The organism is Pseudomonas sp. D47, from assembly GCF_045447305.1.
Classification (GTDB): Bacteria; Pseudomonadota; Gammaproteobacteria; order Pseudomonadales; family Pseudomonadaceae; genus Aquipseudomonas.
In genome coordinates, this window is the sequence record NZ_JBJGXU010000002.1 from 41,106 (window position 1) to 62,826 (window position 21,721).

Annotated in this window: 14 protein-coding genes and 1 pseudogene; 11 read left to right on the plus strand and 4 right to left on the minus strand. The window is 60.9% G+C overall.

Translation table 11 applies throughout. The features are described 5' to 3' along the window. The first annotated feature begins 7 nt into the window (after positions 1-7). The 9 genes and pseudogenes from pilM (at position 8) to ACI77I_RS03145 (ending at position 13,145) form a co-directional block, all read left to right on the plus strand. A complete protein-coding gene (gene pilM / locus ACI77I_RS03105; protein WP_406996943.1) occupies positions 8-664 on the plus strand; it encodes a type IV pilus assembly protein PilM in 657 nt (218 codons plus the stop codon). Continuing rightward, a complete protein-coding gene (locus tag ACI77I_RS03110; protein ID WP_094949293.1) occupies positions 661-1,212 on the plus strand; it encodes a PilN domain-containing protein in 552 nt (183 codons plus the stop codon). The genes pilM and ACI77I_RS03110 overlap by 4 nt, the downstream gene beginning before the upstream one ends. Further along, entirely contained in the window at positions 1,209-2,180 is a 972-nt protein-coding gene (locus tag ACI77I_RS03115) for a pilus assembly protein PilP (RefSeq protein ID WP_406996944.1), read from the plus strand. Before ACI77I_RS03110 ends, ACI77I_RS03115 begins: the two co-directional genes overlap by 4 nt. A gap of 144 nt (positions 2,181-2,324) precedes the next feature. Further along, positions 2,325-3,578: pseudogene (locus ACI77I_RS03120) on the plus strand (type IV pilus secretin PilQ); the annotation flags it as partial. 4 nt (positions 3,579-3,582) lie between these two features. Next, a complete protein-coding gene (aroK, locus tag ACI77I_RS03125) occupies positions 3,583-4,101 on the plus strand; it encodes a shikimate kinase AroK (protein ID WP_071482666.1) in 519 nt (172 codons plus the stop codon). A gap of 124 nt (positions 4,102-4,225) precedes the next feature. Then, positions 4,226-5,326, plus strand: a complete 1,101-nt coding sequence (gene aroB / locus ACI77I_RS03130; protein ID WP_406996945.1) for a 3-dehydroquinate synthase — start codon at positions 4,226-4,228, stop codon at positions 5,324-5,326. Positions 5,327-5,336: 10 nt separating this feature from the next. Next, the gene (locus tag ACI77I_RS03135) at positions 5,337-6,899 is read left to right on the plus strand and encodes an SPOR domain-containing protein (protein WP_406996946.1); all 1,563 of its coding nucleotides are present in this window, start codon (positions 5,337-5,339) and stop codon (positions 6,897-6,899) included. A gap of 349 nt (positions 6,900-7,248) precedes the next feature. Further along, complete coding sequence (gene gltB / locus ACI77I_RS03140; RefSeq protein ID WP_406996947.1) at positions 7,249-11,694, plus strand: glutamate synthase large subunit; 4,446 nt, start codon at positions 7,249-7,251, stop codon at positions 11,692-11,694. Between the two features lie 32 nt (positions 11,695-11,726). After that, positions 11,727-13,145, plus strand: coding sequence for an FAD-dependent oxidoreductase (locus ACI77I_RS03145; RefSeq protein ID WP_094949287.1), 1,419 nt, complete (start codon positions 11,727-11,729; stop codon positions 13,143-13,145). 62 nt (positions 13,146-13,207) lie between these two features. Here ACI77I_RS03145 and ACI77I_RS03150 read toward each other — a convergent pair whose 3' ends face one another. Together ACI77I_RS03150 and ACI77I_RS03155 are read right to left on the minus strand one after the other, a co-directional pair. Further along, positions 13,208-16,297 carry a multidrug efflux RND transporter permease subunit gene (locus tag ACI77I_RS03150; RefSeq protein WP_406996948.1) on the minus strand — a complete coding sequence of 1,030 codons (3,090 nt, stop codon included), beginning with the start codon at positions 16,295-16,297 and terminating at the stop codon, positions 13,208-13,210. Positions 16,298-16,300: 3 nt separating this feature from the next. Continuing rightward, the gene (locus ACI77I_RS03155) at positions 16,301-17,473 is read right to left on the minus strand and encodes an efflux RND transporter periplasmic adaptor subunit (RefSeq protein WP_406996949.1); all 1,173 of its coding nucleotides are present in this window, start codon (positions 17,471-17,473) and stop codon (positions 16,301-16,303) included. Between the two features lie 234 nt (positions 17,474-17,707). Here ACI77I_RS03155 and hemE point away from each other — a divergent pair, with 234 nt between their 5' ends. After that, entirely contained in the window at positions 17,708-18,775 is a 1,068-nt protein-coding gene (gene hemE / locus ACI77I_RS03160) for a uroporphyrinogen decarboxylase (protein WP_094949284.1), read from the plus strand. Between the two features lie 143 nt (positions 18,776-18,918). On the opposite strand, the gene ACI77I_RS03165 is transcribed toward hemE, so the two are convergent. After that, positions 18,919-20,154: an MFS transporter gene (locus tag ACI77I_RS03165; protein ID WP_406979634.1), complete on the minus strand. Its 1,236-nt coding sequence runs from the start codon at positions 20,152-20,154 to the stop codon at positions 18,919-18,921. Between the two features lie 157 nt (positions 20,155-20,311). On the opposite strand from ACI77I_RS03165, the gene ACI77I_RS03170 reads away from it, so the two are divergent. Next, a complete protein-coding gene (locus ACI77I_RS03170; protein ID WP_242154008.1) occupies positions 20,312-21,205 on the plus strand; it encodes a LysR family transcriptional regulator in 894 nt (297 codons plus the stop codon). A gap of 57 nt (positions 21,206-21,262) precedes the next feature. Here ACI77I_RS03170 and ACI77I_RS03175 read toward each other — a convergent pair whose 3' ends face one another. After that, complete coding sequence (locus ACI77I_RS03175) at positions 21,263-21,712, minus strand: hypothetical protein (protein ID WP_094949281.1); 450 nt, start codon at positions 21,710-21,712, stop codon at positions 21,263-21,265. Positions 21,713-21,721 lie beyond the last annotated feature (9 nt).

A 21,721-nucleotide genomic window follows, 5' to 3' on the forward strand; every position in this document is an offset into this window, starting at 1 on the left:
GAGTTTTATGAGAAAGGGATTTTTCAGGCGAAAAGTCGACACCATGCTGGGCGTCGACATCAATGACACCGGCATCAAGCTGATTGAACTGGGCCGTTCAACCCGTGGCTATAGCGTTCATGGCTATGTCACACAGTGCTTGCCTGCCAATGCGGTGGTTGATGGCACGCTGCTGGACCTTGAGGCGATTGGGCGGGTACTGCAACAGGCGTTATCTGAGTTGCATACTTCGGCCAGGCAGGCGGCTGTGGCGGTGGCGGGCCCTTCGGTTATCACGCGGGTGATAGAAATGGCGGCAGGGCTCAGCGACGAGGAGATGGTCTGGAAGATCCAGATGGAGGCCGATCAATACATTCCTTACCCCTTGGACGACGTCGCCATCGATTTTCAGGTGCGCGGCCCTTCGGCTCACGACCCGGCCCGCGTCGAGGTGCTGCTGGCGGCGTGCCTCAAGCAGCAGGTCGAAGCCCGCGAAGCGGTTTTGGCCCTGGCCGGGCTGGTGACGCGGGTCGTGGATGTCGAAGGGTTTGCATTGGAGCGCGCTTGCAGTCAGGATTTCGCCAGCTTCATGCCGGGCCATCGAGTCGATGGCGCACAGTGGGCCGTGGATGCCCACGGGATGGGAATTGCTTGCGGGTTGGCCCTGAGGAGTTTCGCTGGATGACACGAATCAATCTTTTGCCTTGGCGCCAGGCGCTGGCGGAACGGCGGCGCAAATACTTCCTGATATTTTTGCTGGCGTTCGCTTGTGTGGCGCTCGCGGCGGTGTGGCTGGCGGATCAGGTGATCGACCAGGCAATTGACCGGCAAGCCGCGCGAAATAACCATCTGGGCAAGGAAGTCACCGTCGAGGATGCGCGCCTCAAGACCTTCGACAACCTTCAAGAACAAAGCCAGCAATTGGCGCAACGCATGAAGGTGGTGCAGGACCTGCACGAAGGCCGTTCGGCCAGCGCGCAGCTATTGGACCAGTTGGCGCGTGCGGTGCCCGATGGCGTGCACCTGCATGAGGTTGTCGCCAAGGGCGGCACGGTGAGTATCAGTGGCAGTGCCGAGTCCAGCCAGGATATCGCCCAGTTGATGCGCCGCTTGCAGGCCTCTGAAGGTGCCCACGCTACCCGGTTGCAGCATGTGCGTGCGCAGGGCGAGGGTGGCGGCAACGAATTCCAACTCATGGTGCGCCAGGGCGAATCCACCGAGGCCCAGCCATGAGCCTGCCCAGGCTCGACTTCTCTACGCTCTCTCACAACGCTGCGAAATGGCCCTTACCCGGTAAGGCCCTGTTGGGCTGCGCGTTGGCGGGCCTGGTGGTGCTGGTGGGCGATGTTGTGTTGCTGGCCCCGGCCCGTGAGCGGCTGCAAGCGTTAGAGGCGCAGGAAGTAATCCTGCAACAGGCGCACGCGCAAAATGCCGGCAAGGTCGCGGGGTTTGAGGGGCTCACCCGTCAGGCTCAAGTGACGGAGGATCAGGTCGCCGGGCTTTTACGGCAGTTGCCCGGCGAATCCGACATGCCCGGCTTGTTGGAAGACATTGCCCGGCTGGCGGTTGCCAATGGTCTGGTGGTCGAGGACGTCACGGTATTGGATGAACAGCCTCATCCGTTCTACATCGAGGAACCCGTGCAGGTCGGTGTGTTTGGCGCCTACCACGACCTGGCAATGTTTGTGAGCGGCTTGGGCGGGCTGCCGCGCATCGTCTCCGCACATGATGTGGTGCTTCGGCCTGATGGGTCGTTGCTGCGCCTTGATCTGCTGGCCAAGAGTTATCGAAGCGCCTCAGGCCATGGCAAGCCTGCCCAGGCAGTCGAGCAGGGCGCGCGATTTGTCTACGCCGCCGCCTCCCTGCGTGATCCGTTCCAGCCGCTGGCCTTGCAAGTGGGCCACGTGTCAGGCCGGCCGGCGCGTGCGCCGGACCTCGCGCGCAAGCGTGGTGCCTTGGAAGGTCTGGCCATCGACCAGTTCGAAATGGTCGGCACGTTGTCCCGTGGCTTACAGACCTTTGTATTGCTGCGTGCTGCCTCGACGGTGCATCGCCTAGCAGTCGGCGATTACTTGGGGCCTCACCATGGCCGGGTCACAGCTATTCATGACAGCTACATCGAACTGGCCGAACTGTTCCCGGATGAACAGGGCGCATGGCTGGAGCGTTCGCGAACCCTCGTGTTAAACGTCAACTCATAACGGAATCAAACAATGAAAAGGACTTTCTCGTCCTTCGGTGTGGCGCTATGGATAGCGTTCACGGCACCGATGGCATCTGCTGTGCCCAATCGTGTGGATCTGATCCAGCTGCCGCCTCCCGGTCAGGCAGCTCTGGGCACTCCCTATGCCGGCGACAAGCTGAACCTTAACTTCCAGAACATCGATGTGCGTGTCGTATTGCAGCAGATTGCGGATGTCGCGGGGCTTAACTTGGTGGCCAGCGATGAGGTGCAGGGCTCGATCACCCTGCGGCTCAAAGAGGTGCCCTGGGATCAGGCGCTGGACCTGGTGCTGCAAAGCAAAGGCTTGGACAAGCGCGTGAAAGCCGGTGTGTTGCTGGTGGCGCCGGCCGAAGAGCTGGCGGCTCGCGAACTGCTGACACTGGAGGCAAGTAAACAGATGGCGGATTTGGCGCCGTTGCGCCGGGAGCTGTTGCAGGTCAATTACGCCAAGGCGGCGGACCTGGCCAAGTTGTTCCAGTCGGTGACGGGCCTGGAAGGCATCACCGATGAGCGCGGCTCAGTGGCGGTGGATGACCGCACCAATAACATCATCGCCTACCAGACCAGCGAGCGGCTCGAAGAGCTGCGGCGGATCGTGGCGCAGTTGGACATTCCAGTGCGCCAGGTGATGATTGAAGCGCGGATCGTCGAGGCCAATGTCGATTACGACAAAAGCCTGGGCGTGCGCTGGGGCGGCCGACTCAACCGTGGTAACTGGGGCGCGGGTGGTATCAGCAAGCCCTTGGGCGAAGGGGTTGAGCCGCCGGTAAACCCGCCCAGCTCACCGTTTGTCGACATGGGTTCGCTCACCGGTACGGCAGGCCTGGGCATCGCCTATATCACCGACAACCTGTTGCTGGACTTGGAGCTGACCGCCATGGAGAAAACCGGCAACGGTGAAATCGTCTCACAGCCCAAGGTGGTCACCTCCGACAAGGAAACCGCGCGCATCCTCAAGGGCACCGAAATCCCCTACCAGGAATCCAGCGGCCGGGGTGCAACGTCAGTGTCCTTCAAGGAGGCTTCGCTGTCGCTGGAGGTCACCCCGCAAATTACCCCTGACGGCTGGGTGTTCATGGAGGTCAAGGTCACCAAGGATGAGCCCGATTACCTGAATAAGCTCAATGACGTGCCGCCGATCAAGAAAAACGAAGTTAATGCCAAGGTATTGGTCAAGGATGGCGAGACCATCGTCATCGGCGGGGTTTTCTCCAATACCCAAAGCAAAGTGGTAGATAAAGTGCCATTTTTGGGCGATGTGCCGTATCTTGGCCGCCTTTTCCGGCGCGATGTGGTTGCGCAAAGAAAATCCGAGCTGCTGGTATTCCTGACTCCGCGTATTATGAATAACCAGGCGATTGCTGTGAGTCGTTGATTCTGTGCGAAATTTGATTCTTGTAGGACCGATGGGGGCTGGTAAAAGCACCATCGGCCGTTTGCTGGCCAAAGAGCTGCGCCTGCCATTCAAAGATTCCGACAAGGAAATTGAATTGCGCACGGGCGCCAATATCCCATGGATCTTCGATAAGGAAGGTGAACTGGGCTTTCGCGACCGCGAGCAGGCGATGATTGCCGAGCTGTGCGGCTGCGATGGCGTGGTATTGGCCACCGGCGGCGGCGCGGTCATGCGCGATGAAAACCGTCGGGCGCTGCATGCCGGTGGTCGCGTGGTTTATCTGCATGCGTCGGTCGAGCAGCAAGTGGGCCGTACCGCCCGTGATCGCAATCGCCCGCTGTTGCGTACCGCCGACCCAGCCAAGACCTTGCGGGATTTGCTGGCGCTGCGCGATCCGCTCTATCGGGAAATCGCCGATCTGGTGGTGGAAACCGATGAGCGGCCACCACGAATGGTGGTTCTCGACATTCTTGAGCGCTTGCAGCAGTTGCCACCCCGTTAAAGCCAGACCCGAAATGCGCTATTCTCGGCGGCGCGCTATCAGCCTTAGGGGTGTGGCGCAGAGCCATCAGGCGACGTCAGATCCGAGCGTTGCCGATCGTACATACATCTTCACGCGGGGACACATGCAGACACTTAAGGTCGATCTAGGCGAGCGCAGCTACCCAATCCATATTGGCGAAGGTTTGTTGGACCTGCCCGAGTTGCTCGCACCGCATATTGCCGGGCGGCAAGTGGCGATCATCTCCAACGAAACGGTCGCGCCGCTGTATCTTGAGCGTCTGAGCCGCAGCCTTGCGGCGTACTCGGTGATTTCGGTGATCTTGCCGGATGGCGAGGCCCACAAAAACTGGGAAACCCTGCAACTGATCTTTGATGGTCTGCTGACCGCGCGTCATGACCGGCGTACCACCGTGGTTGCCCTGGGCGGCGGTGTGATCGGCGACATGGCCGGCTTTGCGGCGGCCTGTTACCAGCGCGGTGTGGACTTTATCCAGGTGCCGACCACCTTGTTGTCCCAGGTCGATTCGTCGGTGGGCGGCAAAACCGGCATCAACCACCCGCTGGGCAAGAACATGGTCGGCGCGTTCTATCAGCCCCAAGCTGTGCTGATCGACACCGCCACCCTCAACACCCTGCCGCCGCGCGAGCTGTCGGCGGGCCTGGCGGAAGTCATCAAGTACGGGCTGATCTGCGACGAGCCGTTTCTGACCTGGCTTGAAGAACAAATGGACGCCCTGCGCGCTCTGGACCAGGTTGCACTCACCGAAGCGATTTCCCGCTCCTGCGCCGCCAAGGCGCTGGTGGTGAATGCCGACGAGCGGGAGTCCGGCGTACGCGCCACCCTGAACCTTGGCCACACCTTCGGCCATGCGATCGAAACGCACATGGGCTATGGTGTGTGGTTGCATGGGGAAGCCGTAGCGGCTGGCACAGTGATGGCGTTGGAGATGTCGCAACGGCTGGGCTGGATCAGCGCCCAGGAACGTGATCGTGGCATTCGCCTGTTCCAGCGCGCCGGTTTGCCGGTCGTTCCTCCTGCCGAGATGACCGAGGCGGATTTCCTCGAACATATGGCAATCGACAAGAAAGTGATCGACGGTCGCCTGCGACTGGTACTGCTGCGCCGCATGGGCGAAGCGGTAGTGACCGACGATTATCCGAAAGAGATTTTACAGGCCACGCTGGGAGCGGATTACCGCGCCCTGGCCCAGCTTAAAGGTTAATAAGATCCCGATGACTAGTTTGCATGCCGACGAGGCGTTCCTCGGCCATTACCAGCTAAGCCACGACCCCTTTGCTCCACGGGTGCCGGGCTTCAAATTTTTCCCTGCCCAGCGCAAGCCGGTGCTTGGCCAACTGCACCATTTGGCGCGCTACAGCCAATTGCTGCTGGTAGTCACTGGCCCGTTGGGCAGCGGCAAGACCCTGCTGCGCCAGGCGCTGGTCGCCAGCACCAACAAGCAATCGGTACAGAGCGTGGTGGTGTCGGCCCGTGGCGCCGGTGATGCGGCGGGCGTGTTGCGCCAAGTGGCCCAAGCGCTGAACGTGGCCACGGCCGAGCCGAACGCGATTCTCAAGCAAGTGGTGCAACTGGGCCTGACCGGCCAGGAAGTCTACCTGCTGGTGGACGACGCCGAGCAGCTCGACGAATCCGCTCTGGAAGCCCTGCTGGCGCTGGCCGCGGGCACGCCTGAAGGCCGCCCGCACGTGTTCCTCTTTGGCGAATCGTCGTTGATCGCTGATCTGGAGCAGATCAGTGGCGACCAGGAGCTGTTTCACGTTATCGAATTGCAGCCGTACGAAGAGGAAGAGACCCGCGAATACCTGGCTCAACGCCTCGAAGGCGCCGGGGCCGGTATCGAACTTTTCTCCGCTGCGCAGATCTCTGATATTCACGAAAGCTCCGACGGCTGGCCTGGCACCATCAACCAGGTTGCCCGGGATGCCTTGATCGAAGCCATGATTGCAAGCCGCTCTGCGGTTAAGCGTCCAAAGATGGGGTTTACTATGCCTAAGAAGCACGTATTGGCTATTTCCGCCGTTGTCGTGGTCGCTGTCGCCGCCGCCTGGTTGATCCCAGGTCGCAGCAAGGCACCCGCCACCGCCGGCGCGCCAACCGAACAGGCGCAGTTGCCACTGGGCAAGCCCACGCCAAATGTCGAATTCGCCAACTCCGGCCAACCGACCAACCTGCCGATGGTGGGCCAGCCGGTGATGCGCGGCCCGCTCGCCGAAGAAGCCGGTGGTATCTCCGAAGGCGACGACGGTGTGCCGGTGGAAGGCTCCAGTGCCACGCCACCGACCGTGACCACTACCGCGCCGCCTGCAGGCGTACCAGCCGGCCCGGCAGCCACGCCAGCGGCCAAGCCGACCCCGGCACCGACCGTCGCCACCGCCAAACCGACTCCGGTTGCCAAGCCTGTCGCACCGGCACCAGCCGCCAAGCCGGCACCGGCTGCCAAGCCTGCTGAAAAACCAGCAGCCACTGTCGCCAAGGCAGGCGCCGCCGGCAGCAGCTGGTACACCAGCCAGCCGACCGGCAACTTCGTGGTGCAGATCCTCGGCACCAGCTCCGAAGCCAATGCCCAGGCGTTCGTGAAAGAGCAGGGCGGCGAGTACCGTTATTTCAAGAAAGTGCTCAACGGCAAGCCTCTCTACGTGATCACTTACGGCAACTTCTCCAGCCGCGCAGCAGCTGAATCCGCTATCAAGGCCTTGCCAGCGAAGGTTCAGGCTGGTAAACCTTGGCCTCGCACTGTTGCCAGCGTTCAACAAGAACTCGCAACAACTCGCTGAAGATTCGGCGGCCTTACCCAGGCCGCCCTCTCGGCACCTCAAAAAAAAACGACAAAGCGTGCAGCCCTGAAGGCCGCGCGCTTTGTGGTGTCTGCACACGTCACTTTTGAGTCGTAGCGGTCAGAATTAAAAAAGTTTTGACTAGCACAGCATATCGCTTTAAACCTTTCATAAATGCGACATAGATTTGCGACATTTCGTCGCTAAATTTGTGAGCGTTCGTGTCGGTGTGTACAATGACCTCCCTTTTGCCCCCGCTAAGCCGGCGTACGTTCGGCGTGGAAGGTAACCGGTTGAATTAAAAAGAAATTTGCCTCGGTATAAGAGGCAGCCTGGTGAGAAAGTGTCTATGAAAGCAGGTCTGTACCAACCCGATGAATTCAAGGATAACTGCGGTTTCGGCCTGATAGCCCACATGCAGGGCGAGCCCAGTCATACCCTTTTGCAAACGGCCATCGAGGCCCTGACCTGCATGACCCACCGCGGTGGGATCAACGCCGACGGCAAGACCGGTGACGGTTGTGGCTTGCTGATTCAAAAGCCCGACCAGTTCCTGCGCGCTGTCGCCAAAGAGCAATTTGCGGTCGACCTGCCCAAGCAATACGCCGTGGGCATGGTTTTCTTCAACCAGGACCCAGTCAAAGCCGAAGCCGCTCGCGAGAACATGAACCGCGAGATCCTCGCTGCCGGCCTGCAACTTGTCGGCTGGCGCAAAGTGCCGATCGACACCAGCGTGCTCGGCCGCCTGGCCCTGGAGCGCCTGCCGCAGATCGAACAAGTGTTCATCGCAGGTAGTGGCCTGAGCGACCAGGACATGGCGATCAAGCTGTTTACCTCGCGTCGTCGTTCGTCAGTGTACAACGCCTTGGATACCGACCACTACATCTGCAGCTTTTCGCACAAGACCATCATTTATAAAGGCCTGATGATGCCGGCGGATTTGACCGCCTTCTATCCAGACCTGAGCGATGAGCGCCTGCAAACCGCAATCTGCGTGTTCCACCAGCGCTTCTCCACCAACACCCTGCCGAAATGGCCGCTGGCCCAGCCATTCCGCTTCCTCGCCCATAACGGCGAGATCAACACCATCACCGGCAACCGCAACTGGGCTGTGGCCCGTCGCACCAAATTCGCCAACGACTTGATGGACCTCGAAGAGCTCGGCCCGCTGGTCAACCGCGTGGGCTCCGACTCCTCCAGTATGGACAACATGCTCGAGCTGATGGTTACCGGCGGCATTGACCTGTTCCGTGGCGTGCGCATGATCATTCCGCCAGCGTGGCAGAACGTCGAGACCATGGACCCGGACCTGCGTGCGTTCTACGAGTACAACTCGATGCACATGGAGCCGTGGGACGGCCCGGCCGGCGTGGTAATGACCGACGGCCGCTACGCGGTGTGCCTGCTCGACCGTAACGGTCTGCGCCCGGCGCGTTGGGTCACCACCACCAACGGTTTCATCACCCTTGCGTCGGAAATCGGCGTATGGGACTACAAGCCTGAAGACGTTATCGCCAAAGGCCGTGTAGGCCCTGGCCAGATCCTGGCCGTGGATACCGAAACCGGGCAGATCCTCGACACTGACGCCATCGACAACCGCTTGAAGTCGCGTCACCCGTACAAGCAATGGCTGCGCAAGAACGCCCTGCGCATCCAGGCGACCATGGAAGACAACGACCACGGTTCGGCTTTCTATGACGTCGACCAACTCAAGCAGTACATGAAGATGTACCAGGTCACGTTCGAAGAGCGCGACCAAGTGCTGCGCCCGCTCGGCGAGCAAGGCTACGAGGCGGTCGGCTCCATGGGCGATGACACGCCGATGGCCGTGCTGTCCCAGCGTGTGCGCACGCCATACGACTATTTCCGCCAGCAGTTCGCCCAGGTGACTAACCCACCGATCGACCCGCTGCGCGAAGCCATCGTGATGTCGCTGGAAGTGTGCCTCGGTGCCGAGCGCAACATCTTCCAGGAGTCGCCTGAGCACGCCTCCCGCGTGATCCTCAGCTCGCCAGTGATCTCGCCAGCCAAGTGGCGTTCGTTGATGACCCTGGAGCGCCCAGGCTTCGACCGCCAGATCATCGACCTGAACTACGACGAGAGCCTCGGCCTTGAAGCCGCTGTGCGTAACGTCGCCGATCAGGCTGAAGAAGCGGTGCGTGCCGGTCGTACCCAGATCGTTCTGACTGACCGTCATATCGCTCCAGGCAAGTTGCCGATCCACGCTTCCCTGGCGACCGGTGCGGTGCACCACCGCCTGACCGAAAAAGGCCTGCGTTGCGACTCCAACATCCTCGTCGAAACCGCCACAGCCCGCGACCCGCATCACTTTGCGGTGTTGATCGGTTTCGGCGCCTCGGCGGTTTATCCGTTCCTGGCGTACGAAGTGCTCGGTGACCTGATCCGTACCGGTGAAGTGCTGGGCGACCTCTACGAGGTGTTCAAGAACTACCGTAAAGGCATCACCAAGGGCCTGTTGAAGATCCTGTCGAAGATGGGTATCTCCACCGTCACGTCCTATCGCGGCGCTCAATTGTTCGAAGCCATCGGCCTGTCTGAAGAAGTCTGCGAGCTGAGCTTCCGTGGCGTGCCGAGCCGCATCAAGGGTGCGCGTTTCGTCGACATCGAAGCCGAACAGAAAGCCCTGGCCGCCGAAGCCTGGAGCGCGCGCAAGCCGATCCAGCAAGGCGGCCTGCTCAAGTTCGTGCACGGTGGCGAATACCACGCCTACAACCCGGACGTGGTCAGCACCCTGCAAGCCGCTGTGCAGCAGGGCGACTACGCCAAGTTCAAGGCATACACCGCGCTGGTGGATAACCGCCCGGTGTCGATGATCCGCGACCTGTTCAAGGTGAAAACCCTGGACACGCCGCTGGCCATCAGCGAAATCGAGCCGCTGGAATCGATCCTCAAGCGCTTCGACTCCGCGGGTATTTCCCTCGGCGCCTTGTCGCCTGAGGCCCACGAAGCCCTGGCCGAAGCCATGAACCGCCTGGGTGCGCGTTCCAACTCCGGCGAAGGCGGTGAAGACCCGGCGCGCTACGGCACTATCAAGAGCTCGAAAATCAAGCAGGTTGCGACTGGCCGTTTCGGTGTAACCCCGGAATATCTGGTCAACGCCGAAGTGCTGCAGATCAAAGTCGCCCAGGGCGCCAAGCCCGGTGAAGGCGGCCAGCTGCCAGGCGGCAAGGTCAACGGTTTGATCGCCAAGCTGCGTTATGCGGTGCCGGGTGTGACCCTGATTTCGCCGCCGCCGCACCACGACATCTACTCGATTGAAGACTTGTCGCAGCTGATTTTCGACTTGAAACAAGTCAACCCGCAGGCGCTGGTCTCGGTGAAACTGGTAGCCGAAGCCGGCGTGGGCACCATCGCCGCTGGCGTGGCCAAGGCCTATGCCGACCTGATCACCATCTCCGGCTACGACGGCGGCACCGGCGCTTCGCCGCTGACGTCCATCAAGTACGCCGGCGCGCCGTGGGAACTGGGCCTGGCTGAAACTCACCAGACCCTGCGCGGCAACGACCTGCGCGGCAAAGTCCGTGTACAAACTGACGGCGGCCTGAAAACCGGCCTCGACGTGATCAAGGCTGCGATCCTCGGCGCCGAAAGCTTCGGCTTCGGCACCGCGCCAATGATCGCCCTGGGCTGCAAATACCTGCGCATCTGCCACCTGAACAACTGCGCCACCGGCGTCGCGACTCAGAACGAGAAGCTGCGTAAGGATCACTACATCGGCACCGTCGACATGGTGGTGAATTTCTTCACCTACGTCGCCGAAGAAACCCGTGAGTGGTTAGCCAAGCTGGGCGTGCGCTCGCTGGAAGAGCTGATCGGGCGTACCGATCTGCTGGAAATCCTCGAAGGCCAGACTGCCAAGCAACAGCACCTGGACCTGACGCCGCTGTTGGGCAGCGATCACATCCCGGCAGACAAGCCGCAATTCTGCCAGGTGGAGCGCAACCCGCCGTTCGACAAAGGCTTGCTGGCCGAGAAGATGGTCGAGATGGCCAGCGCCTCGATCAACGACGCCAGCGGTGGCGAATTCGCCTTGGATATCTGCAACTGCGACCGCTCCATCGGCGCACGCATCTCCGGCGAAATCGCGCGCAAGCACGGCAACCAAGGCATGGCGAAAGCGCCGATCACCTTCCGCTTCAACGGCACTGCGGGCCAGAGCTTCGGCGTGTGGAACGCCGGCGGCCTGCACATGTACCTGGAAGGTGACGCCAACGACTACGTGGGCAAGGGCATGACCGGCGGCAAGCTGGTGATCGTTCCGCCTAAAGGCAGCATCTACAAGACCCAGGACAGTGCCATCATCGGCAACACCTGCTTGTACGGTGCCACCGGCGGCAAGCTGTTCGCCGCCGGTACGGCCGGTGAGCGTTTCGCCGTGCGTAACTCCGGTGCCCACACCGTGGTGGAAGGCACTGGCGATCACTGCTGCGAGTACATGACCGGGGGCTTTGTCGCGGTACTGGGCAAGACCGGTTACAACTTCGGTTCGGGCATGACCGGCGGTTTCGCCTACGTGCTCGACCAGGACAACACCTTCGTCGACAAGGTCAACCACGAGTTGGTCGAGATCCAGCGGATCAGCGGTGAAGCCATGGAATCCTACCGGAACCACTTGCAGCACGTGCTGGACGAATACGTCGAGGAAACCGGCAGCGAATGGGGGCGTAACCTCGCTGAAAACCTCGATGATTACCTGCGTCGTTTCTGGCTGGTCAAGCCCAAGGCTGCCAACCTGAAATCGTTGCTTTCCAGCATCCGTGCCAACCCGCAGTGATATGCGCCTGAACAGTTTGATGAGGTTTTAACATGGCTGAACGTCTGAATAACGACTTCCAGTTCATCGATGTCGGGCGCAAAGATCCGAAGAAGAAACTGTTGCGTCAACGCAAGAAAGAGTTCGTGGAAATCTACGAGCCCTTTAAACCCCAGCACTCGGCCGACCAGGCCCACCGCTGCCTGGGTTGCGGTAACCCGTATTGCGAATGGAAGTGCCCGGTGCACAACTTCATTCCCAACTGGCTCAAATTGGTGGCTGAGGGCAACATCCTTGCCGCCGCCGAGCTGTCGCACCAGACTAACACCCTGCCGGAAGTCTGCGGCCGGGTGTGCCCGCAGGATCGTCTGTGCGAGGGTGCTTGCACCCTTAACGACGGCTTCGGCGCGGTGACCATCGGTTCGGTGGAGAAGTACATCACCGACACCGCGTTCGCCATGGGCTGGCGCCCGGACATGTCCAAGGTCAAGCCGACCGGCAAGCGTGTCGCGATCGTTGGAGCAGGCCCGGCGGGCTTGGGCTGCGCCGACGTGTTGGTGCGTGGCGGCGTGACCCCGGTGGTGTTCGATAAGAACCCGGAAATCGGCGGTCTGCTGACCTTCGGCATCCCCGAGTTCAAGCTGGAAAAAACAGTACTGAGCCACCGTCGCGAAGTGTTCACCGGCATGGGTATCGAGTTCCGTCTCAATACCGAAATCGGTAAAGACATCACCATGGAGCAACTGCTCGCCGAATACGATGCGGTGTTTATGGGCATGGGCACCTACACCTACATGAAGGGCGGCTTTGCCGGTGAGGACCTGCCGGGCGTTTACGACGCGCTCGACTTTCTGATCGCCAACGTCAACCGCAACCTGGGCTTTGAAAAGTCGCCGGAAGATTTCGTCGACATGAAAGGCAAGAAGGTTGTGGTGCTCGGCGGTGGTGACACCGCGATGGACTGCAACCGCACCTCGATCCGCCAGGGCGCCAAGTCGGTGACCTGTGCGTACCGTCGTGACGAAGCCAACATGCCAGGCTCGCGCAAAGAGGTGAAGAACGCCAAGGAAGAAGGCGTGAAATTCCTCTACAACCGCCAGCCGATCGCCATCGTCGGTGAAGACCGTGTCGAAGGCGTGAAGGTGGTCGAGACCCGTCTCGGCGAGCCGGACGCCCGTGGCCGTCGCAGCCCTGAGCCGATCCCGGGTTCTGAAGAGATTATCCCGGCTGACGCCGTGGTCATCGCCTTCGGTTTCCGCCCAAGCCCGGCGCCGTGGTTCGAGCAGTTCGAAATCCAGACCGACAGCCAGGGCCGTGTTGTAGCCCCGGAACAAGGCCAGTACAAGCACCAGACCAGCAACCCGAAAATCTTCGCCGGTGGCGATATGGTTCGGGGTTCTGACCTGGTGGTAACCGCGATCTTCGAAGGGCGTAATGCCGCTGAAGGGATCCTGGATTACCTGGGCGTCTAAGCCCGGCTAAGCCACACACAAAAGCGGGCGTGTTCTTTACGGACAAGCCCGCTTTTTGCGTTTCAGCGACGGCGGGTTTTTACTCGCTTCGTCACCTCCACAAAAAACACCGGTACAAACACCACGGCCAACGTCGCGGTGATCATCCCGCCGATCACGCCCGTGCCGATGGCCTGTTGGCTTTGCGAACTGGCACCGGTGGCAATGGCCAGGGGCACCACGCCAAGGATGAACGCCATGGAGGTCATCACAATCGGCCGCAACCGCTGCCGCGCGGCTTGCAGGGTGGCGTCGACCAGGTCGTGGCCCTCGTCGTAGAGGCTCTTGGCAAACTCGATGATCAAGATCGCGTTTTTCGCCGACAGGCCAATGATGGTGATCAAACCGACCTTGAAGAAGACGTCGTTGGGCATCTCGCGCAGGGTCACCGCCAGCACGGCACCGAGCACGCCCAGGGGCACTACCAGCAGGACTGACGTCGGGATCGACCAGCTCTCGTACAGCGCCGCCAGACACAGGAACACCACCAGCAGCGACAAGCCGAACAGGATCGGCGCCTGGTTGCCCGACAAACGCTCCTGCAATGACAGCCCCGTCCATTCCTGCCCCAGCCCGGCAGGCCCTTGCGCCACTAGGCGCTCGATTTCCGCCATGGCTTCGCCGGTGCTGTATCCGGGCGCCGGTTCGCCGGAAATGCTGATCGCCGGGTAGCCGTTGTAGCGGTTCAGTTGCGCCGGCCCTTTAATCCAATTGGCCTGGACAAAAGCCGACAGCGGCACCATTTGTCCCTCGTTGTTGCGTACGTGCATCTTCAGCAAGTCCTCGACCTGCCTGCGTTGCTCGCCTTCAGCCTGGACCACCACCCGTTGCATGCGGCCCTGATTGGGGAAGTCATTGATATAGGCCGAACCGATGCTGGTGGACACGACGTTGCCGATATCGGCAAAGGCGACACCCAGCGCATTGGCATGTCGGCGGTCGACTTCCAGTTTTACCTGGGGCGCTTCGGCCAGCGCGCTTTCGCGCACATTGATCAGGATCGGGCTGGCTTGAGCGGCCTCCAGCAAATCGCTGCGTGCCTGCATCAATGTCGCGTACCCAAGGCCGCCACGGTCTTGCAGGCGGAACTCAAACCCGCTGGAAGTGCCAAGACCGTCAATCGGCGGCGGCAATACGACGAACACTTCGGCGCCTTTGATTTGGCTGGCCACCGCGTTCGCCCGTTCGGCGATCGCGGCCGCCGTGTCATTGCTGCCCCGCTGCGACCAATCCTTGAGCACCGTGTAACCCAGCCCGGCATTCTGCCCGCTGCCGGAAAAACTGAAACCGAGCACAAAGGTGCTGTTGTCCACACCCGGCTCGGTGGCGTTGTGTGCTTCGATCTGCTTGATGACCTCGATCGTGCGGCTTTGGCTCGCCCCGGGAGGCAGTTGAATATCGGTGATCGTATAGCCCATGTCTTCGACTGGAAGAAACGAGGAGGGCAGACGATTGAAACTCACCACCAGCACGATCAGCAGCGCGGCATAGATGAACAAATAGCGGCCACTGCGTTTTAAGGCCTGTGCGACCCAGCCCTGATAGCGCTCGGTCAGTTGTTCGAATCGGCGGTTGAACCCGGCGAAGAATCCGCGGGCCTTGTGCTCACCCGGTGCAACGGGTTTCAGTAGCGTGGCGCACAGTGCCGGTGTGAGGGTCATGGCAAGGAACGCCGAGAACAGAATCGACGTGGCCATGGTCAGGGAAAACTGCTGGTAAATGATCCCGACCGAACCTTGCATGAACGCCATCGGAATAAACACGGCCACCAGCACCAGGGTGATGCCGACGATGGCGCCGCCGATTTGTTTCATCGCCTTGCGCGTGGCGTCCCTGGGTGAGAGGCGCTCCTGAAGCATGATGCGTTCGACGTTCTCCACCACCACGATGGCGTCGTCCACCAGAATGCCGATGGATAGCACCATGCCGAACATGGTCAGCACATTGATGGAGAACCCCAGCACCTGCATGAGTGCAAAGGTGCCCATCAGGGCCACCGGCACAACCAATGTCGGAATCAATGTGTAGCGGATGTTTTGCAAGAACAGGTACATCACGGCAAACACCAGCACCATCGCTTCGAGCAAGGTGTAAACCACTTTGGTGATCGAGACTTTGACGAAGGGCGAGGTGTCGTAAGCGATCTGGTATTTCATGTCTGCCGGAAAGTAGCGCGTCAACTCATCCATTTTCGCGCGCACCAGCGTCGCAGTGCTCAATGCGTTGCCGCCGGGTGTCAGTTGCACGCCCAATTCGCTGGAAGGCTGGCCGTTGAGGCGAGTACCGAACTGGTATTCCTGGCTGCCGATCTCGACCCTGGCGACATCACCTATGCGCACGCTGGCCCCATTGGGCTGGGCACGCAGCACAATATCGGCGAATGCTTCAGGGCTCGACAGTTGGCCGTCTACGAGGATGCTCGCAGTGATTTCCTGGCTGCCGGCGACCGGCAGCTCCCCGAGGCTGCCGGCGGCTATCAGGGCGTTCTGCGCGATGATCGCGGCATTCACGTCCGCCGCTGTCAGGTTGAAGGCAATCAGCTTTTGCGGATCGACCCAAATACGCATGGCACGCTCGGCGCCGAACATCTGCACCTTGCCGACGCCGTCCAGACGTTTGATCTCATTGACCACGTTGCGCGCCAGGTAATCACTGAGGGACACGTTGTCGACGTCATCGCTGGTGCCGATCAGTGAGATGAACAGCAGGAAACCCGTGGAAACTTTCTCCACGCGCAAGCCCTGTTCTATCACCGCTTGCGGCAGGCGCGACTCGATGACCTTCAAGCGATTGAGCACGTCGACCTGCGCCAGCTCAGGGTTGGTGCCGGGTTTGAAGGTCGCGGTGATCGTGGCGGAGCCTTGGCTGCTGCGCGATTCAAAATACAGCAGGTGATCAGCCCCGCTGAGCTCTTCTTCGATCAGGCTGACGACACTTTGGTCCATGGCCTGCGCCGACGCGCCGGGGTAGGTGGCAACGACCTCGATTTTGGGCGGTGCAATGTTGGGGTATTGCGCCACGGGCAACTGCGAAATCGCCAGGACACCGGCCAGCACGATAAACAGCGCAATGACCCAGGCGAATACCGGGCGATCGATAAAGAATTGCGGCATAAGCTAGCGTCCTGCTGACTGACCAATAGCTTGGTCGAGTGGAAGAGCGGCGTTGTCGAGCACGACCTGCTCGCCTGGTCGGGCATGCTGCAGGCCTTCGACGACGATGCGGTCGCCGGCGCTGAGGCCGTCGGTGACGACCCACCGGTTCTGGTGCACCGCGCCCAGTTGCACGGTTTTCAGGCTCACGCGCAGTTGGTCATCCACCAACAGCACCTGTGGCAACCCCGCGCTGTTACGCAGGATGGCGCGCTGCGGCACGCTGATGCCTTGTTGGTCGATGGCGTGCTCCAGCCGCACACGCACAAAGCTGCCGGGCAGCAAATCGAGGTCGGGGTTGGGAAATTCGCTGCGCAGGATGATCTGGCCGGTGCCGGGGTCGACGGCGATGTCGCTGAACAGCAGCTTGCCGGGCAACGGGTACGCGCTGCCGTCGTCCTGGAGCAAGGTGGCTTTGGCCTGGCCTGGGCTCAATTGCTGCAACTGGCCGGAGCGGAATGCGCGGCGCAGTTCGTTGAGTTCACGGGTCGATTGCGTGAGGTCGACATGGACCGGGTCCAGTTGCTGGATCAGCGCCAGCGGGGTTGATTCGTTCTGGCCGACCAAGGCGCCTTCGGTCACCAAGGCGCGCCCGATACGCCCGGAGATGGGCGCGGTAACGGTGGCGTAACCCAAATTAAGACGCGCGCGTTGTACCAAGGCCTCATTGGCCGCGACGTCAGCCTCGGCCTGCCGTGCGCCCGCCCGTGCGTTGTCATATTCCTGAGCACTGATCGCATTGCCTGAGATCAACTGGCGGTAGCGCTGTTCTTGCTGGCGCGCGCGTGAAGCATCGGCTTGAGACCTTTTGAGTCCGGCCAGCGCGCTATCCAAGTCAGCTTGGAGCGGCGCCGGGTCGATGTAGAACAGCACGTCGCCCTGTTTTACGTCAGCGCCTTGCGCGAACACACTTTTGAGCACCACCCCAGCTACCCGAGCGTTTACCTGGGCCGTTCGTGGTGCCGCAATGCGCCCACTGAGCTCGCTGGTGATAGACAGGGGTTTGGCTTGCAGGGTTTCGGTGCTCACCTTTACGGGGGCGGATGCCTGCGGCTCGGTTGCCGGAGTGCAGCCGCTCACAGCAATCGCCAACACCAGTGAACCTGATGCGAAACGCAGTTCTCTATACATCGACATGCCTCCATAAAGAGGCATGGATGCTAGGAACGAGCAGTTAATTTGCTGTTAAGTCGACGTTGCAAGAGTGCGAGCAAATGTGACGCTTAGTTTCAAGTTATTGCAGCGAAGAGGCTCAAGTGCGAGGTCCAATCACCGCGACAAATTGACCCGATAGACAAAAGGCACGGCTCACTCCGTGCCTTTTGCGTCGCGCTCTGAGAAAATGCCCGTACTTTTTTTGCGGATGCCGACATGACTGCCCTCAAGAACGACCGTTTCCTTCGTGCCCTGCTCAAGCAACCCGTAGATGTCACGCCCGTGTGGATGATGCGTCAGGCCGGTCGCTACCTGCCGGAATACCGCGCCAGTCGCGCCAATGCCGGCGACTTCATGAGCTTGTGCATGAACCCGGAGTTCGCCTGCGAAGTCACGATGCAGCCGCTGGACCGCTACCCACAACTGGACGCGGCCATCCTTTTCTCCGATATCCTCACCATCCCTGACGCCATGGGCCAAGGCCTGTACTTTGAAACCGGCGAAGGCCCGCGTTTCAAGAAAGTCGTCAGCACCCTGGCCGACATCGAAGCCCTGCCGATCCCTGATCCGCACAAAGACCTCGGTTACGTGATGGACGCCGTCAGCACCATCCGCCGCGAGCTGAATGGCCGTGTGCCGCTGATTGGCTTCTCCGGCAGCCCATGGACCCTGGCCACCTACATGGTCGAAGGCGGCTCGTCGAAAGACTTCCGCAAGACCAAGGCCATGCTCTATGACAACCCACAAGCCATGCACCTGCTGTTGGACAAACTGGCCCAGTCGGTGACCAGCTACCTCAACGGCCAGATCATGGCCGGCGCGCAAGCGGTGCAGATCTTCGACACCTGGGGCGGCAACCTGTCGTCGGCGGCGTACCAGGAATTCTCCCTGGCCTACATGCGCAAAATCGTCAGCGGCCTGATCCGCGAACACGAAGGCCGCAAAGTACCGGTGATCATGTTCACCAAAGGCGGTGGCCTGTGGCTGGAAAGCATCGCCGACGCCGGTGCCGATGCACTCGGCCTGGACTGGACCTGCGACCTCGGTGACGCGCGCAGCCGCGTTGGCAACCGGGTGGCGCTGCAAGGCAACATGGACCCCACCGTGCTCTACGCCAAGCCGGAAGCGATCCGCACCGAAGTCGGCCGCATCCTGGCCAGCTACGGCAAGGGCAGCGGGCACGTGTTCAACCTCGGCCATGGCATCACGCCGGAAGTGAACCCGGAACATGCCGGCGCGTTCCTGCGCGCGGTGCATGAGCTGTCGGCGCAGTACCACGAGTAATGAAAAAGCCCGGCAGTGCCGGGCTTTTTATTAGGGTGTACACAAAACAAATGTAGGAGCTGGCGTGCCTGCGATAGCGGTGGTGAATTCACTACCGCTATCGCAGGCAAGCCAGCTCCCACATACAGCAAATCGCGTCAGGCCTATACATTCCCCAGCGGCGCCAGCTTCGCCAGCTTCAACGCCACCAACAGCGCGCCAATCAACAGCGCCACGATAAACCCACCAATCCCATTCCACCCGGCAAAATGCCAGAAGAACCCACCCGCCGTACCCGCAATACTCGAGCCCACGTAGTAGCAGAACAAGTACAGCGACGACGCCTGCCCCTTGGCCTTGACTGCGCGGCGTCCGATCCAGCTGCTGGCCACCGAGTGGGCGCCGAAGAAGCCGAAGGTAAAGATCAGCATGCCCGGCACCACCAGCCATAGCGGGGTGAACAGTGTCAGTAACATCCCCGAAAGCATCAGCACGATGGTGCCCCACAACACACGACGACGGCCGAGCCGATCAGCCAATGAACCGATTTTCGCCGAGCTGTAGATGCCCGAGAGGTACACCAGCGACAGCAGGCCGACCAGGGCTTGGCTTAATTCGTAAGGCGAAGCCAGCAGGCGATAGCCGATGTAGTTGAACATCGTCACGAACGCACCCATCAGCAGGAACGCTTCGAGGAACAACCAGGGCAGGCCCGCGTCCTTGAAGTGCATGACAAAGCCATCCAGCAGGTTGCGTGGCTTGAGGCTGCTGGCGCGGAAGTTGCGCGACTCGGGGAGGATCTTCCAGAACACCGTGGCCGCGATCAGCGCCAGGGCGCCGATGATCAGCGTGGCGGTGTGCCAACTGACGAAGTCGATCAGCACGCCCATGATCAGGCGCCCGCTCATGCCGCCAATCGCGTTGCCGCCAATGTAGAGCCCCATGGCCAGGCCGATGTGTTGCGGGTGAATCTCTTCGCTCAGGTAGGTCATCGCTACAGCGGCCAGACCGCTCAGTGACAAACCCACCAACGCGCGCATCAGCAGAATCCCTTCCCACGTCGGCATCAAGCCACTGGCGATGGTCGCCAGCGCGGCACAGAACAACGCGGACACCATCACGGGCTTGCGCCCCAGCCGGTCGGAAATCGGCCCGGTGATCAGCAATCCCAAGGCAAGCATCGCCGTGGCAACCGATAGGATCAGGCTGCTTTGCGCCGCATTGATGGAAAACTCGTGGGACAGCGCCGGCATCATCGGCTGCACGCAATACAGCAGCGCAAAGGTCGCAAACCCACCGGAGAACAGCGCCAGCACGGTGCGCATGAACATCGGCGTGCCTTTTTCGATGAACTGCTCGTTGAGCTGTGCCACCACCTCATCTAAGGCGGTAGGCGGGATGTCTTGAGCAGATGGAGCGACAGCAGATTTCACGGGGACCTCGGCGAGGGAAAGCCTGCCAGGACTGGCAATGCAAAAAAGAATATAGCTGCCTAATGATTCTTTCCAATATATTATTCGACCTGTTTGATAGCTTTAACGACCTAATGAGGTTTGCATGGAATTGCGTCACCTGCGGTACTTCATCGCCGTCGCCGAAGAGCTGCATTTTGGCCGTGCCGCGCAGGTACTGGGCATCTCGCAACCGCCGCTGAGCCAGCAGATTCAGGCGCTGGAGCAAGAGGTGGGCGCGCGCTTGTTTGAGCGGACCAATCGTCGGGTCGAGCTGAGTGAGGCGGGGCGGTTGTTCCTGCACGAGGCGCGGTTAGTGCTGGCGCAGGTCGACAAGGCGGCGGACGTGGCCCGGCGCGCGCAGTTGGGCGAACTGGGGGAGTTGAAGATTGGCTTCACCTCGTCGGCGCCGTTCAATTCCAGCATTCCGCAGGCGATCTTTGCGTTTCGTCAGGCGTTCCCGGCGGTGCACCTGAACCTGCAAGAGATGAGCAGCACCGAAGTGGCCGAGTCGCTGGTGGATGAGTCGATCCAGGTCGGGCTTATGCGGCCGCTGCCGTTGCCCGACTCGCTTAGCGTCATCGAACTGATGCGTGAGCCTCTGGTCGCCGTACTGAATGCCGGCCACCCGCTGGTGGAAGGCAGCGAGCGCGGTTTGCACCTGGCGCAACTGGCGCAGGAGCCGTTTGTATTCTTTCCGCGCACCTATGGCAGTGGCCTGTATGCGCAACTGCTCAACCTGGCCCGTGACGCCGGCTTCAGCCCGCACTTCGCCCAGGAAGCCGGAGAGGCGATGACCATCATCGGTTTGGTGGCGGCGGGGTTGGGTGTGTCGGTGCTGCCGGCGTCTTACCAGCGCATACGCATTGATGGCGTGGTGTATCGCACGTTGCTCGATCAGGAAGCGGTGACGGCCGTGTGGCTGGTGCAACGCAAAGGCGCGCAAACCCCGATGGCCAAGGCGTTTGTGGAACTTCTAACCCGTAAGGCGTTGGTATGACGGGCGAATAACCTGTGGCGAGGGAGCTTGCTCCCTCGCCACAGGAAAGCGGGTGTATCAGTTCTGCTTCGACGTCCCCGTCTGCTCAAACAACTGCGCCGCCGACCCCGGCTCATTCGCGCCATTGCTGCGCAAACCCGCCATGATGTCGCTGTCCAAGTTGTTCACCCAGCGGTTGTAGTTGCGATGGATCTTGCCGTCCTTGTAGCCCAGGTCGCGGCTGTCGCGGTAGGTGATGGCGTAGCTGTTGCGGGTGTAACGGATGTCGATGGCGGCGTAGTACTGGTTACGCACGGTGATTTCGGCCTGCACCAGTTGTGGGCTCAGGCGTTGCACGGTCCACTCGCGTTTTTGCAGGGCGTTGACGATGACCTGCTTCATTTTGTCTTCGCTGACCTGGGTGTCGGCCGGCAGCGCGTGCTGGGTGTTGAGCACCGGTTTGTTGGTGCAGCCGGCGGTGGTCAGCAACGCCAGGGTGATCAGGGTGGCGCGTAGCAAGGAAGACATTCCGTTTTC

Coding starts and splice junctions, on each gene's coding strand:
- pilM (WP_406996943.1), top strand. CDS start 8: ATGAGAAAGGGATTTTTCAGGCGAAAAGTCGACACCATGCTGGGCGTC.
- ACI77I_RS03110 (WP_094949293.1), top strand. CDS start 661: ATGACACGAATCAATCTTTTGCCTTGGCGCCAGGCGCTGGCGGAACGG.
- ACI77I_RS03115 (WP_406996944.1), top strand. CDS start 1,209: ATGAGCCTGCCCAGGCTCGACTTCTCTACGCTCTCTCACAACGCTGCG.
- aroB (WP_406996945.1), top strand. CDS start 4,226: ATGCAGACACTTAAGGTCGATCTAGGCGAGCGCAGCTACCCAATCCAT.
- ACI77I_RS03135 (WP_406996946.1), top strand. CDS start 5,337: ATGACTAGTTTGCATGCCGACGAGGCGTTCCTCGGCCATTACCAGCTA.
- gltB (WP_406996947.1), top strand. CDS start 7,249: ATGAAAGCAGGTCTGTACCAACCCGATGAATTCAAGGATAACTGCGGT.
- ACI77I_RS03145 (WP_094949287.1), top strand. CDS start 11,727: ATGGCTGAACGTCTGAATAACGACTTCCAGTTCATCGATGTCGGGCGC.
- ACI77I_RS03150 (WP_406996948.1), bottom strand. CDS start 16,297: ATGCCGCAATTCTTTATCGATCGCCCGGTATTCGCCTGGGTCATTGCG.
- ACI77I_RS03155 (WP_406996949.1), bottom strand. CDS start 17,473: ATGTCGATGTATAGAGAACTGCGTTTCGCATCAGGTTCACTGGTGTTG.
- hemE (WP_094949284.1), top strand. CDS start 17,708: ATGACTGCCCTCAAGAACGACCGTTTCCTTCGTGCCCTGCTCAAGCAA.
- ACI77I_RS03170 (WP_242154008.1), top strand. CDS start 20,312: ATGGAATTGCGTCACCTGCGGTACTTCATCGCCGTCGCCGAAGAGCTG.
- ACI77I_RS03175 (WP_094949281.1), bottom strand. CDS start 21,712: ATGTCTTCCTTGCTACGCGCCACCCTGATCACCCTGGCGTTGCTGACC.